This window comes from Pseudomonas sp. PB106, from assembly GCF_009764645.1.
Classification (GTDB): Bacteria; Pseudomonadota; Gammaproteobacteria; order Pseudomonadales; family Pseudomonadaceae; genus Aquipseudomonas.
In genome coordinates this window covers 39,294-53,244 of the sequence record NZ_RWIM01000168.1, presented here as the reverse complement: position 1 = coordinate 53,244, position 13,951 = coordinate 39,294, and the positions used below count along the sequence as shown (strand labels likewise).

General features: G+C 59.7%; 12 protein-coding genes. 2 read left to right on the top strand and 10 right to left on the bottom strand.

Going from position 1 to position 13,951, the window contains the following annotated elements:
* Positions 1 to 70: 70 nt before the first annotated feature.
* The 5 genes from EJA71_RS21835 to kdgD all read right to left on the bottom strand — a co-directional run bounded on the left by EJA71_RS21835 (position 71) and on the right by kdgD (position 6,694).
* Positions 71 to 1,012 (bottom strand): AEC family transporter, encoded by a 942-nt coding sequence (locus tag EJA71_RS21835; protein WP_158959610.1) that lies wholly within the window; start codon positions 1,010 to 1,012, stop codon positions 71 to 73.
* Positions 1,013 to 1,189: 177 nt separating this feature from the next.
* A complete protein-coding gene (garD, locus tag EJA71_RS21830; RefSeq protein ID WP_158959609.1) occupies positions 1,190 to 2,743 on the bottom strand; it encodes a galactarate dehydratase in 1,554 nt (517 codons plus the stop codon).
* A gap of 11 nt (positions 2,744 to 2,754) precedes the next feature.
* Positions 2,755 to 4,119 carry an MFS transporter gene (locus EJA71_RS21825; RefSeq protein WP_158959608.1) on the bottom strand — a complete coding sequence of 455 codons (1,365 nt, stop codon included), beginning with the start codon at positions 4,117 to 4,119 and terminating at the stop codon, positions 2,755 to 2,757.
* 143 nt (positions 4,120 to 4,262) lie between these two features.
* Positions 4,263 to 5,708, bottom strand: a complete 1,446-nt coding sequence (locus tag EJA71_RS21820) for an aldehyde dehydrogenase family protein (RefSeq protein WP_158959607.1) — start codon at positions 5,706 to 5,708, stop codon at positions 4,263 to 4,265.
* A gap of 74 nt (positions 5,709 to 5,782) precedes the next feature.
* Entirely contained in the window at positions 5,783 to 6,694 is a 912-nt protein-coding gene (gene kdgD / locus EJA71_RS21815; protein ID WP_093435890.1) for a 5-dehydro-4-deoxyglucarate dehydratase, read from the bottom strand.
* A gap of 296 nt (positions 6,695 to 6,990) precedes the next feature.
* Between kdgD and EJA71_RS21810 the strand changes: the two genes are divergently transcribed.
* Positions 6,991 to 7,371: a hypothetical protein gene (locus tag EJA71_RS21810; RefSeq protein WP_158959606.1), complete on the top strand. Its 381-nt coding sequence runs from the start codon at positions 6,991 to 6,993 to the stop codon at positions 7,369 to 7,371.
* Positions 7,372 to 7,422: 51 nt separating this feature from the next.
* On the opposite strand, the gene EJA71_RS21805 is transcribed toward EJA71_RS21810, so the two are convergent.
* The 4 genes from EJA71_RS21805 to EJA71_RS21790 all read right to left on the bottom strand — a co-directional run bounded on the left by EJA71_RS21805 (position 7,423) and on the right by EJA71_RS21790 (position 11,999).
* Entirely contained in the window at positions 7,423 to 8,169 is a 747-nt protein-coding gene (locus tag EJA71_RS21805) for a FadR/GntR family transcriptional regulator (protein ID WP_178113736.1), read from the bottom strand.
* A gap of 190 nt (positions 8,170 to 8,359) precedes the next feature.
* Positions 8,360 to 10,087: an ABC transporter ATP-binding protein/permease gene (locus EJA71_RS21800; protein WP_158959604.1), complete on the bottom strand. Its 1,728-nt coding sequence runs from the start codon at positions 10,085 to 10,087 to the stop codon at positions 8,360 to 8,362.
* 96 nt (positions 10,088 to 10,183) lie between these two features.
* Positions 10,184 to 10,744 (bottom strand): response regulator transcription factor, encoded by a 561-nt coding sequence (locus tag EJA71_RS21795; protein ID WP_003221630.1) that lies wholly within the window; start codon positions 10,742 to 10,744, stop codon positions 10,184 to 10,186.
* Positions 10,737 to 11,999: an ATP-binding protein gene (locus EJA71_RS21790; RefSeq protein ID WP_064119338.1), complete on the bottom strand. Its 1,263-nt coding sequence runs from the start codon at positions 11,997 to 11,999 to the stop codon at positions 10,737 to 10,739. The genes EJA71_RS21795 and EJA71_RS21790 overlap by 8 nt, the downstream gene beginning before the upstream one ends.
* A 237-nt stretch (positions 12,000 to 12,236) precedes the next feature.
* On the opposite strand from EJA71_RS21790, the gene EJA71_RS21785 reads away from it, so the two are divergent.
* Positions 12,237 to 12,953, top strand: a complete 717-nt coding sequence (locus EJA71_RS21785) for an SIMPL domain-containing protein (protein WP_158959603.1) — start codon at positions 12,237 to 12,239, stop codon at positions 12,951 to 12,953.
* A gap of 196 nt (positions 12,954 to 13,149) precedes the next feature.
* Here EJA71_RS21785 and EJA71_RS21780 read toward each other — a convergent pair whose 3' ends face one another.
* A complete protein-coding gene (locus tag EJA71_RS21780) occupies positions 13,150 to 13,512 on the bottom strand; it encodes a DUF6124 family protein (RefSeq protein WP_158959602.1) in 363 nt (120 codons plus the stop codon).
* Positions 13,513 to 13,951: the final 439 nt, after the last annotated feature.

The window sequence follows — 13,951 nt, the reverse complement described above, 5'->3', positions numbered from 1 at the left end:
CGGCAGCTCCTACATGGAAATGCGTTCTCCTGTAGGAGCTGCCGCAGGCTGCGATCTTTTGATCTTGCCCTCAGATCCACCCACCCCACTGCAAAACGAAGATCCCGACGTTGGTGGTGATCGCCGCCATCAACGTGGTCAGCACGATAATCGCCGCCGCCAGTTCATGATTGCCCTGCGCCGCCCGGGCCATGACAAAACTCGCTGCCGCCGTCGGGCTGCCGAAGTACAGAAACAGAATTCCCAGCTCAGCGCCGCGGAAACCCCACAACCACGCGCCCAACGTCGCCAACAGCGGCAAACCGACCATCTTCACCAGACTCGAACTGAGCGCCATGTTGCCGCTTTTGCGCAACGCCGCCAGCGACAAGGTTCCGCCAATGCAGATCAACGCCAGCGGCAAGGTGGTCTGCGCCAGATATTGACCGGACGTCTCCAGCCATCCCGGCAAACCGATCTTGAAATAGGCAAACGGCGCCGCCGCAATCACGCTGATGATCAGCGGATTGCTGAACACGCTTTTGCAGATGCTCCAAGGGTCGGACTTGATCACCGGGCTGTACACCGCCAGCACAATGGTCGACAGCGTGTTGTAGAACAGAATCACCAGCGCCGCGAGAATCGCCCCGAGGGAGATCCCGTAATCGCCATACATGCTCGCGGCCAGCGCCAGACCGATCACGCCGTTGTTGCCGCGAAAGGCGCCTTGGGTGTAGATGCCGCGATCTTCACGCGGGCACTTGAAAATCGCCCAGCCCCACGCCACGGCGAAACTCACCAGGGTGGCGAGGGAAAAATAGATCAGCAGCGACGGTTGCAGTGCCGCGTGCAGGTCAGCATGCAGAATGCCGAGGAACAGCAGCGCCGGCATGGTCACGTTGAAGACCAGCGACGAGGCGGTGTGGATGAAGTTGTCGTTGATCCAGTCGATGCGCTTGAGCAGCACACCGAGAAACAGCATGGCAAACACCGGCGCGGTGATGTTCAGGGTTTCGAGGAAGATTGCCAGCATGCCGGGGAGCCTTGGGTGAGCGTCGTTAGGGGGCTAATGATAAGCCACTTTCACCCTGATCGTTCCCACGCTCTGCGTGGGAACGCCTCCTGTGATGCTCCGCTTCACAATTTTGGGACGCGGAGCGCCCCGGGCTGCATTCCCACGCGGAGCGTGGGAACGATCAATCGCGCGGTCTCAGGTAATCGGCGCCGGGTTAAACAACGTAATGTCGTTATGCAGCTTGTGCTTCTCCGCCCACGTCTGCTGTTTGCCGCTGGCAACATCCAGATAGTAGTGGAACAACTCCCAGCCCAATTCCTCAATCGTCGCGCGCCCGGTGGCAATCCGCCCGGCGTCGATATCGATCAGATCCGGCCAGCGCTGCGCCAACTCCGTACGGGTCGAAACCTTCACCACCGGCGCCATCGCCAAACCATACGGCGTGCCGCGCCCCGTGGTGAACACATGCAGGTTCATCCCCGCCGCCAACTGCAACGTTCCGCAAACAAAATCGCTCGCCGGGGTCGCACAGAAAATCAGACCTTTCTGCTTGAACCGTTCGCCTGGGCCGAGCACGCCATTGATCGCGCTGCTGCCGGACTTGACGATCGAGCCCAGCGACTTTTCGACAATGTTCGACAACCCGCCCTTCTTGTTGCCCGGCGTGGTGTTGGCACTGCGATCCGCTTCACCCTTGGCCAGGTAGCGGTCGTACCAGTCCATCTCGCGCACCAGCTCTTCAGCCACGGTTTTGCTTTCGGCGCGTGAGGTCAGCAGATAAATCGCATCGCGCACTTCGGTGACTTCGGAAAACATCACCGTCGCCCCTGCACGCAACAGCAAGTCCGAGGCATAACCCAACGCCGGGTTGGCGGTGATCCCGGAGAACGCATCGCTACCGCCGCACTGCATGCCCAAAATCAGCTCGGACGCCGGCACGGTTTCGCGGCGGCGCTGGTCGAGTTTCTTCAGACGAACCTCGGCCAGTTCCATGATCTGCTCGATCATCTCGGTGAAACCGTGACTGGAATCCTGCAAGCGATACAGCCATGGATCGCTGAGATCCACCGACGCGTCGTCCTCGTGCATCACCTGCCCGGCCTGCAATTTCTCGCAGCCCAGACTGATCACCAACGCCTCGCCACCGAGATTCGGGTTGCGCGCCAGATTGCGCACGGTGCGAATAGGGATGTAAGCATCGGTGGCGGTGATCGCCACGCCGCAACCGTAACTGTGTGTCAACGCCACCACGTCATCGACGTGCGGGTACTTCGGCAGCAGCTCGTCCTTGATGCGTTTCACGGCGTGATCAAGCACGCCGGTGACGCACTGCACCGTGGTGGTGATGCCAAGAATATTGCGCGTGCCGACGGTGCCGTCAGCGTTGCGATACCCCTCGAAGGTGAAGCCTTCCAGCGGTGCCTGCGCGTCCGGCACGTCGGTGGATAGCGGCAAGCTGTCCAGCGGCGGCGCAGTCGGCATGCGCAGTTGATCTTCCTTGACCCAACTGCCACGGCGAATCGGCTGCAATGCGTAGCCAATCACCTGACCGTAGCGAATCACCGGACCGCCCTCGGGAATGTCTTCGAGGGTGACCTTGTGGCTCTGCGGCACAAATTCCAGCGTCACCAGGCCATCGGCAAATTCAGTGCCGGCCGGTGCGCCCTGGTCGTTGACCACTACCACCACATTGTCCCGCTCGTGCAGGCGGATGTGGCGCGGCGAGTCGGAATGTTCAATCAACTGCATGACGCCGCTCCTCAGGAATGCGCTTGAGACAATTTACCGGTGGCTTCAGTACCGCCGTTGGTTGGCGGCTCTTTGAGGACCACACGCTTGATCGGGCCAACGATGACCAGATAGCTGAACACCGCGACCAGTGCGTTGGCACCGACGAACACCAGCGCCCATTTGAACGAACCGGTGGAGCTGATGATGTAGCCAATCACGATCGGCGTGGTGATCGAAGCGATGTTGCCGAAGGTGTTGAACAGGCCACCGCTCAGACCGGCGATCTGTTTCGGCGAGGTGTCGGAGACCACCGCCCAACCGAGTGCGCCAACGCCTTTGCCGAAGAAGGCCAGGGCCATGAAGCCGACGACCATCCATTCCACTTCAACATAGTTGCAGGCAACGATGCTGCTGGAAACCAGCAGGCCGGCAATGATCGGTGCTTTACGGGCGAAGGTCAGCGAATGGCCCTTGCGCAGCAGGTAGTCGGAAATCACCCCGCCGAGTACACCACCGATAAAGCCGCAGATTGCTGGCAGCGAAGCGATGAAACCGGCCTTGAGAATGGTCATGCCACGCTCTTGCACCAGGTACACCGGGAACCAGGTCAGGAAGAAGTAAGTGATGCCGTTGATGCAGTACTGGCCCAGATACACGCCGAGCATCATGCGATTGGTCAGCAACTGACGGATGTAATCCCATTTCGGGCCGTCAGCCTTTTTGCCCTTCTTCACGTCCATGTCGACCATGCCGCCGTTGTCGGCAATGAACTGCACTTCGGCTTCGTTGGCCATCGGGTGTTGGCGCGGGCTGTGGATAACCTTCAGCCAGATGCCCGAGAAGACGATACCGAACAGGCCCATGACGATAAACACGTGCTCCCAGCCAAAGGAGTAAACGATCCAGCCCATCAGCGGTGCGAACAACACGGTGGCAAAGTATTGCGCCGAGTTGAAGATCGCCGAGGCGGTACCGCGTTCAGCGGTCGGGAACCAAGCGGCCACGATGCGCGCGTTACCGGGGAACGAAGGCGCTTCAGCCAGACCGACGAGGAAGCGCAGCATGAACAGCGCAACGATGGCGGTGGACATGCCGAACTCACCGACAAAGCCTTGCAGCACGGTGAACAGCGACCAGGTGAAAATGCTCAGGGCATAGACTTTTTTCGAGCCGAAGCGATCGAGCAGCCAGCCGCCGGGGATTTGCCCGGCCACGTAGGCCCAACCGAATGCGGAGAAGATATAGCCGAGGGTGACCGCGTCGATGCCCAGATCTTTTTGCAGGCTGGAGCCGGCGATGGCGATCGTGGCACGGTCGGCGTAGTTGATCGTGGTCACCAGAAACAGCATGAGCAGGATCAAATAGCGGACGTGAGTCGGCTTGGACGATTGCATGTAGATGTACTCCCACTGATTATTTTTATGCGCGGGTGAATCTTCTTTGGTATTCCCTGTAGGAGCTGCCGAAGGCTGCGATCTCTTGATCTTGATCTTAAAGATCGCAGCCTTCGGCAGCTCCTACAGGGGTATTGCGTGTATCAGGAACCGATGTAGCTGGTCTTCACGACCGTGTAGAACTCTTGCGCATAGCGACCTTGCTCACGTGAGCCATAGGATGAACCCTTACGGCCACCGAACGGAACGTGGTAATCGACGCCAGCGGTCGGCAGGTTGACCATGACCATCCCGGCTTGCGAATGGCGTTTGAAGTGGTTGGCGTACTTCAGCGAAGTGGTCGCGATACCCGCCGACAGACCGAATTCGGTGTCGTTGGCCATCGCCAGCGCCGCATCGTAGTCGGCCACGCGAACAATGTTGGCCACCGGGCCAAAGATCTCTTCACGGCTGATGCGCATCGACGCTTCGCTGTCGGCAAACAGCGTTGGCGCGAGGAAGTAGCCTTCGGTGTCGCAGGTCACCACACCACCGCCGCTGACCAGACGTGCACCTTCGGACTGGCCGATGTCGATGTACTTCATGTCCTGCTCAAGCTGCGCCTGGGAAACCACTGGACCGATGTCGGTGCCGGATTTCAGAGCGTGGCCGACCTTGATCGACTTCATGCGCTCGGCCATCGCTTCAACGAACTTGTCGTGAATGCCCGCAGTAACAATCAAACGGCTCGACGCTGTGCAACGCTGGCCGGTGGAGTAGAACGCGCTCTGTACAGACAGCTCGACCGCTTGCTTGAGGTCGGCGTCGTCGAGAATGATCTGCGGGTTCTTGCCACCCATTTCCAGCTGAACCTTGGCCTGGCGCGACACGCAGTTGACCGCGATCTGCCGCCCCACACCCACCGAACCGGTGAAGCTGATGCCGTCGACTTTCGGGCTCTGCACCAGCGCATCGCCAACCACACGACCGCTGCCCATCACCAGGTTGAACACGCCGGCCGGGAAGCCTGCGCGGGAAATGATTTCCGCCAGCGCCCAGGCGCAGCCCGGAACCAGATCCGCAGGTTTCAACACCACGCAGTTGCCGTAGGCCAGGGCCGGGGCAATTTTCCACGCCGGAATCGCGATCGGGAAGTTCCACGGGGTGATCAGACCAACCACGCCCAGTGCTTCGCGGGTCACTTCAACGTTGACGCCCGGGCGCACGGACGGCACGTAGTCGCCGGACAGACGCAGGCATTCACCGGCGAAGAACTTGAAGATGTTGCCGGCGCGGGTCACTTCACCGATGGCTTCAGGCAGGGTCTTGCCCTCTTCCCGGGCCAGCAGGGTGCCGAGTTCTTCGCGGCGGGCGAGGATTTCCGTGCCGACTTTATCCAGCGAATCGTGACGAGCCTGAATGCCCGAAGTCGAATACGCCGGGAATGCTGCGCGAGCGGCGTCGATGGCGGCGTGAACCTGAGTCAGATCAGCCTTGGCGTAATCGCCGATGGTGTCGCTCAGTTCGGACGGGTTGATGTTGGCCGAGTAGTCGGCACCGGCAACCCATTCACCGTTGATATAGTTGTCGTAGCGTTTTGCAGTTGTCACAGAGCAGCCCTCAAAACTAAAAGCCTTTACGCAAAAAGCCGCTGATTACTCAGCGGCCGCGTTTTTGTCGGGTGTTACTGCGCACCTTGCTTGTCGATCAGCGCGGCGAGCATTTCGTACTCTTCGCCGGTCAGGTCGGTCAGCGGTGCACGTACAGGACCCGCGTCGTAGCCAGCGATTTTTGCGCCTGCCTTGACGATGCTCACGGCATAGCCGGCCTTGCGGTTACGGATATCCAGGTACGGCAGGAAGAAGTCGTCGATGATCTTGCCGACGGTGGCGTGATCTTCGCGGGCGATCGCGTGGTAGAAGTCCATCGCGGTTTTCGGGATGAAGTTGAACACTGCCGAGGAGTAGACCGGCACGCCCAGCGCCTTGTAGGCAGCGGCGTAAACTTCGGCGGTCGGCAGACCACCCAGGTAGCTGAAGCGATCACCGAGGCGGCGACGGATCGACACCATCAACTCGATATCACCCAGACCGTCCTTGTAACCGATCAGGTTCGGGCAGCGCTCGGCCAGACGCTCCAGCAGCGGCGCGTTGAGGCGGCAAACGTTGCGGTTGTAAACGACCACGCCGATGTTGACCGATTTACACACGGCTTCAACGTGAGCGGCAACACCGTCCTGGCTCGCTTCGGTCAGGTAGTGCGGCAACAGCAACAGACCTTTGGCGCCCAGACGCTCGGCTTCTTGTGCGTATTCGATGGCCTGACGGGTCGAACCGCCGACACCGGCCAGAATCGGCACGCTGGTTTCACAGGTGTCGACGGCAGTCTTGATGATTTCCGAGTATTCGCTGGCGGCCAGGGAGAAGAACTCACCAGTGCCACCGGCGGCGAACAAGGCTGAAGCGCCATACGGAGCCAGCCATTCCAGGCGTTTGATGTAGCCCGCGCGGTTGAAATCGCCCTGCGCGTTGAAATCGGTCACCGGGAAAGACAGCAGGCCGGCAGAGAGGATGGACTTCAGTTCTTGTGGATTCATTATTCGAACACCCTGGTAGCAACGTTTTTTGTGATTGGTCCGTTCAGCCTTCGCTGAAGTTGTAGGTCATCGTACAACTTAAAAGATAACCGTCAACTGCATTTCATCGTTGAGAGTGTTTTTTTGTCGGACAATTGTGTTTAAAACGCGCGAGCAATCGGCGCAAAGGCCCGTAGTACTGGGCTGAATCTCGGAAATGTCTGGTCAAGATTCGTTTACTGAGCGCCTGTAACACGCCGGGTAAGGTGTGACGACTGCCACGAAGGATCGTGGCGGACCTTTCGAAGGAGAACGAAATGTTGATGAATTACGCCGCCCCGACCCTCGCGCAACTGTCGTCCCTGCAATCTGAAGAGACCACCCTGCAGCTATCGCTCCTGCCTGACATCCTGATCGTGCGCGTTCCGGACTCCAGCGACTTTGCGTCGAACTGGAGCGTTTACGCGATTCTTGGGAACGACCCCGAGCAACCCGAATGGGCCGGCGAAGAAGTCGACACCGGGACTTGGGACGACGCTGAAGACGAGATGGAAAAGCTCATGGGCATCGAACTGCAGATTCCGAAAGAAGCACTGCTGCCCTTCCTGAATACCACCATCGAACTGCGCTACAAGTTTCAGGATGAGTCGAGTATGGAGCCGTATTCGGCGCCGTTGCGGCTGAAAATCGAAGCCTGATATCGGCTAACACCGTTCGTTGAAGCGGTGCGCCAACCTATAAAACACTCATCAACCCTGCGCCTGCGCCTCTTCATGAGCATGGCGCAGTCTTTCGCGGCTATTGGTCAGGTGCAGACGCATCGCCGCGCGGGCCGCATCGGAATCCTGACGGGCAATCGCTTCGTAGATTTCTTCGTGCTCGCGGCTCAGGCGGTTCATGTAGTGCTGCTGATCATCATGGGCCAGTCGCGCGGAATTCAGCCGTGTACGCGGAATGATGCTGGTGCCCAGGTGGGTCATGATATCGGTGAAATAACGGTTGCCTGTGGACAGCGCGATTTCCAGGTGGAAAGCGAAGTCCGATGCGACTGCATCACTGGCATGGGAAACACTGTCGTTCAGCGCATCGAGGGCGGCACGCATGGTTGCCAGTTGCTCGGGGCTGCGACGTTGCGCGGCGAGGCCGGCGGATTCCACTTCAAGGCTGATGCGCAATTCGAGAATCGCCAGCACGTCACGCAGGGTGACGACGGTGGCCGGGTCGATGCGGAAACCGCTCGGGCTCGGCGTGTCGAGAACGAAGGTGCCGATGCCGTGGCGCGTTTCCACCTGGCCGGCCGCCTGCAAACGGGAAATCGCCTCGCGCACCACGGTGCGGCTGACGCCATGGGCTTCCATGATCGCCGACTCGGTCGGCAGTTTGTCACCGCGCTTGAGCAAGCCGTCGCGGATCTGCTCGCTCAGCACCGTCACCAGTTCCTGGGCCAGGCTGCGGCGCTTGCGCGGGAGACGCGGGGTGTCGATCAGGTTTTCCATGGTCTGCATCTTGTCTCGAAAATTCGGCTTGTGGGCATGATAGCTCAAGCGGGTTGTACGATCACTTTCCATTTCCATACAAAACCTGTGGGAGCTGGCTTGCCAGCGATGGGGCCATACCAGTCGATGAAAATGTCGACTGAACCAACGCCATCGCTGGCAAGCCAGCACCCACATGGGATGGTGTTGATCAGGCGGTTACGGTTTGCTCCACCAGATGACCGCTGTCGATCCGCACATGCCGAGGATGGAAGCGTTTCAGGCTGCTGCGATGGCCGACGCTGACAATGCTCAGCCCCGGCAACTGATCGATCAATGCTTGATACAACGTTGCCTCGTCTTCCTCATCCATCGCCGACGTGGCTTCGTCCATATACAACCACTGCGGCGCATAAAGCATTGCGCGGGCGAAGGCCAGTCGTTGCTGCTCACCCGGCGAGAGCATGCGCTGCCAGTGATTGGCCTCGTCCAGCCGCGCGACCAGATGCGGCAGGCGGCAGGTTTCCAGCACTTGTGCATAACGTTCCGGCGCGTAGGTGTCGCCCGGTTGTGGATAACTCAGCGCCTCGCGCAGGGTGCCGATCGGCAGATAAGGTTTCTGCGGCAGGAACAGGTAACGCGCTGCTGGCAGACGAATGTTGCCGTGGCCCGCCGGCCACAAATGCCCCATCGCCCGCAGCAGCGTCGATTTGCCGCTGCCGGAGCGGCCGCTGAGCATGACCCGCTCACCCGGTTCCACGATCATGTCGGCATTGGTCAACAAATGACGACCGTCGGCCAGATCCAGTCCGAGGTTGTGCACCTTCAACGCGCTGCCCTGATTCTGCACGTCGATGGCCGGCGTGCGCTCTTCGTTATCGGTCATCGCCTGGCGGAAACTGAGCAGACGATCACAGGTGGCGCGCCACGCCGCGAGGTCCGAATACGCGCTGATGAACCAGCTGAAGTTTTCCTGCACGTTGCCGAACGCCGAGTTGATTTGCATCAGCTCGCCCAGTTCGATCTTGCCCGCCAGATAACGCGGCGCCGCAACAATGAACGGGAAGATGATTGCGATCTGGCCGTAACCGGAAGTGAAGAACGTCAGACGCTTGGACACGCGCATAATGTCCCAGAAGTTGTGCCAGACCAGCCCGAAACGATTGCTCAAGCGGCGATTTTCGTTCGGCTCGCCGTTGTACAGCGCAATGCTTTCGGCGTTCTCACGCACGCGAACCATGGAGAAACGCAGGTCAGCTTCGAAACGTTGTTGTTGGTTGTTCAGGCCGATCAAACGACGACCGATCAGGTGCGTCAGCCAGCTACCGACAGCGGCATAAATCAGCGCACACCAGAACATGTAGCCGGGAATCTCGATGCCGAAGACCTCGATGCTGCCCGACACGCCCCACAGAATGATCGAGAACGACACCAGACTGACCACCGTGCGGATCAGCCCAAGGCCCAGGCTCAGGGTGTTGGCGGTAAAGGTGTTGAGGTCTTCGGAAATCCGCTGGTCAGGGTTATCGGTGTAACCGCCCTGCTCCAGCTGATAGTAGTTTTTGTTGCCGAGCCAGCGCTTGAAGTGGGTCTCGGTCAACCACGCGCGCCAGCGGATGGTCAGCATCTGCGTCAGGTACAGACGATACACCGCACCGAGGATCGCAACCGTGGCGATGCCGCAGAAATACAGGATCAACTGCCAGAACGCCGCCTCGTCTTTCTTCTGCAACGCGTTGTAGAAGTCTTTGTACCAACTGTTGATCCATACCGAAATCGCCACGCTGAACAACGACAGCGCGATCACGGCAATCAGCAATGTCCAGGCCTTGCCCTTCTCTTCGCTGCGCCAGTAGGGCGTGGTCATCGCCCACACCTTGCGAAAAAACTGCCCGCGCACAGCATCGTTGACCGCGGAATATTCAGCGTTCTGATTCATGGATAAGGCTCGATATAGAAAAGAACAGACACGCACCGATCATAGTAGATCGGTGCGTTTTATCGCGAGGGCTGGCGATAGTCGTTCAGCGCAGGTTCAGCGACGAACCGGGCGCTTCTGCAGTTTGCGCTGCAAGGTGCGGCGGTGCATGCCCAGGGCGCGGGCAGTGGCGGAGATGTTGCCTTCGTGTTCAGTGAGCACGCGCTGGATGTGTTCCCACTGCAGGCGATCGACCGACATCGGGTTTTCCGGCACCAGACTGTCGAGGTCGGCGTGCTCGGACAGCAGCGCGGCCAGCACGTCGTCGGCGTCGGCCGGTTTGCACAGGTAGTTGCAGGCGCCACGCTTGATCGCTTCGACAGCGGTGGCAATGCTCGAGTATCCGGTGAGGATCACCACGCGCATTTCCGGGTCAAGCTCCAGCAGCTTGGGCAGCAGCACCAGGCCGGAATCGCCGTCCATTTTCAGGTCGAGCGCGGCGTAGTCCGGCAGATCGGCCTGGGCGATGGTCAGGCCTTCTTCAGCGGAACCGGCGGTGCTGACGCGAAAGCCACGGCGAGCCATGGCACGGGCCATGACGCGGGTGAACGTTGCGTCGTCGTCGACCAGCAGCAAATGCGGCAGTTCTTCGCCTTCGACTTGGATTTCGTCACTCATGTTGGTCTCCTCGGGCGCCATGGGGCAGGCGCAGCTCGGTGAGCGTGCCGCCTTCCTCATGACTATAGAGTTTCACTGAGCCGCCGGCGCGTGTCACGCTGGCCTTGCTCAAAAACAGGCCCAGGCCGAAACCTTTGCCCTTGGTGGTAAAAAACGGTTTGCCGATCTGCTCGGCGATGGCCAGCGGCACACCGGCGCCGTGGTCACGAATACTGATGGTCAGGTTTTCCGCATCCCAGTCGAGCGTGACCTGGAGATTTTCCGGGCAGGCATCGGCAGCGTTGTTGAGCAGATTCAACAGTGCCTGCGTCAGATCCGGCGGCGGCGCCATGCGCGGCACGGTGCCTTGGCCGAGGCGATGGAAGCGATAGCTGGCTTCCGGGCGCATCAGGTGCCAGCGGTTGAGCGCTTCGTCGAGCCAGTCGGTGACGTCCTGCATCTCGACGGCCAGACGACGATTGGCTTCGGCGGCACGCACCAACTGCTGCAAGGTTTCTTTGCAGAGTTTGACCTGATCCTGCAGCACCTTCAGATCGTCCTGCAGCATCGGGTCGGGATGATCCTGCTGCATTTCCTTGAGCAACACGCTCATGGTCGCCAGCGGTGTGCCCAGCTCATGGGCGGCGCCGGCGGCCTGGGTGGCGACGGCCAGCAATTGCTGATCGCGCAGACCTTCTTCGCGGCGGATCGCGCGCAATTCTTCCTGACGGCGCAGCTCTTCAGCCATCCGCGCGGCGAAAAACGTGATCACCGCAGCGGCCAGGGCAAAGCTCAGCCACATGCCGTAGATCTGCAGGTTTTCGCGGGCGACCGGCAAGGTTTCCAGCGGATAGAACCGCGTCAGCATCACCGTATACAGCGCCAGCGCGATACCGGACAGAATCACCGAATAGCGCCACGGCAGCGTCACCGCAGCGATGGTCAGCGGCACCAGATAATAGGAAACGAACGGGTTGGTCGAACCACCGGAGAAATACAACAGCGCACTGTGGATCACCAGGTCGCAGGCCAGTTGCAGCGCATATTCAAGCTCAGTCACCGGCCACGAGGTGCGCAAACGCACGGCGGTAAATACGCAGAGCAGCGTCGAGCAGCCGAGAGTCATCGCCAGCTGCACCCACGGCAACGGCAACAATTGCAGCCAGTAAGCCAGGCCCACGGAACCGGCCTGCGCGGCAAGCACCAGCGTGCGGATGAAGGTCAGCCGCCAGAGGTTCTGGCGAGTGGCGGAAGTCAGTTGTACGGGGGCGAGCATGAGCTCTCCTGATGAGCGCTCCAGGCGGATCGCACGGAGTATAACCAAGCCACGCGCCCGAGAGGCGAAAGTGCGGCAAACGACCACAGCCCGGAAGCTGCAAGTTTCCAGCTACAAGCTATAAGTAAAAGCTTTTGGCTTGCAGCTCGACGCTTGCAACTTGAAGCTGCTTTATAGAGTCTGATGGTTTCACGCAGGCCCCCGAACCATCACCTGCGCCCTCATCAAGGAGCCTTCATGCACACCTTTCGCCGCAGCGCCGCCTTTCTCGCCCTGACCGTCGGCAGCATCGCCAGCCTTCCGGCCCTGGCCGCCGATGAGCTGCACTACAACCAGATCTCCCTGCGCGCCGAAGTCAGCCAGGAAGTCGCCCGCGATCTGATGATCGTCACTCTCTACACCGAAGAGCAAAATACCGACCCGGCCAAACTCGCCGCCGACGTCAGCACCACCATGAACAAGGCCCTGGCCCAAGCCAAGCAAGTCAAAGACATCACCCTGCGCCAGGGCAGCCGCAACAGTTACCCGATCTACGACACTAAAGGTCAGAAGATCACCGGCTGGCGCGAACGCGCCGAGCTGCGCCTGGAAAGCTCCGACTTCGCCGCCCTGTCCAAACTCACCGGCGAACTGTTGGGTGACCTGAAAATGGGTGGCATGGACTTCGCCATCGCCGACCCGACCCGCAAATCCAGTGAAGACCAGTTGCTCAAAGAAGCCGTGAGCGCCTTCAAGGCCCGCGCCCAATTGGCCACCGATGCACTGGGCGGCAAAGGCTACAAAATCGTCAACCTGAACCTCAACAGCAACGGTTATCCACAACCGTACCTGCGCGCACCGATGATGATGAAAGCGGCGGCCATGGACTCGGCGCCGGTGACGCCTGAAGTTGAAGCGGGCACCAGCCAGGTCAGCATGACGGCCGATGGCTCGATTGAAGTGTTGATGCAGTGATGTGACGTGGGCTGAATGAAAGACCGGCGATCAGTGAATGATCGCCGGTTTTTTTGTGCCCGAATTTTGGGGTGAATGATCTGCCGCCATCGCTGGCAAGCCAGCTCCCACAGGTTCTGCGGTGTTTTGAAAATTGCATATAACCCTATGGGAGCGGGCTTGCCCGCGATGAACGATGACGCGGTATCCCGACGAATCAGGTACGCGGATCAACCCGATCCAGCGCCCGGTTCACCGCCAACTCCGCCAGCATCACAATCTGCTGAATCGCCAACGCCGTGCTGCGTTGCGGGCGGCTGAGCTGATCAGCGAAATCACCCGCCATGACATTCGCCGAAGCCAGCGATTCGCAGGCATGCGCGAGCAGACTTTCCGTGTCGATGTTCGGGTGGACAAGAAACATCGCGGAGGGGGATCGCGGTTTACTGGGTTCGGGGCTGAGGTAGAAATCCAGCGCGCGCTTGATCGCTTCGCGGTTCTTGATCTGATCGTCGACGCGGATGGCGTCTTCGAGCGGGGTTGTGGATTCGAGGGGTGGATCGGGAACTGGCTTAGTCATTGGAAACCCTATTTTGCAAATGGGAGCCAGCCCTTGCCGTTTCTCACGCGGCGAAGTGGGTGGCAGCTATGTGCGGGGTGAGAAACCGGAAAAATAGGAAAACCGGCCAGACCGAAGCCTGCCCACACACAGCCGCCATAGCGCATTTGCAGACAGCGAATAAGCTGGCGGCAATTATGCGGATACAGGGACCGAATCACTAATTTTTCCCAGGTTCTCACACCCGTTCGCTGAGTCTTCAGCGACAACCGAAGCCTAGAGCGCCCACGTCCGACGGACAACCTGAAAACCTTGTGGGAAGGTTCACCTATTCCAAAACCCTTTTAAACACCCCACCCCTGTGGAGCTGCCGAAGGCTGCGATCTTTTGACGTTGATCTTTCAAAACCACAAGCAAGATCAAAAGATCGTCCGATCGCGGCCCGAGCCTGCGGCAGCTC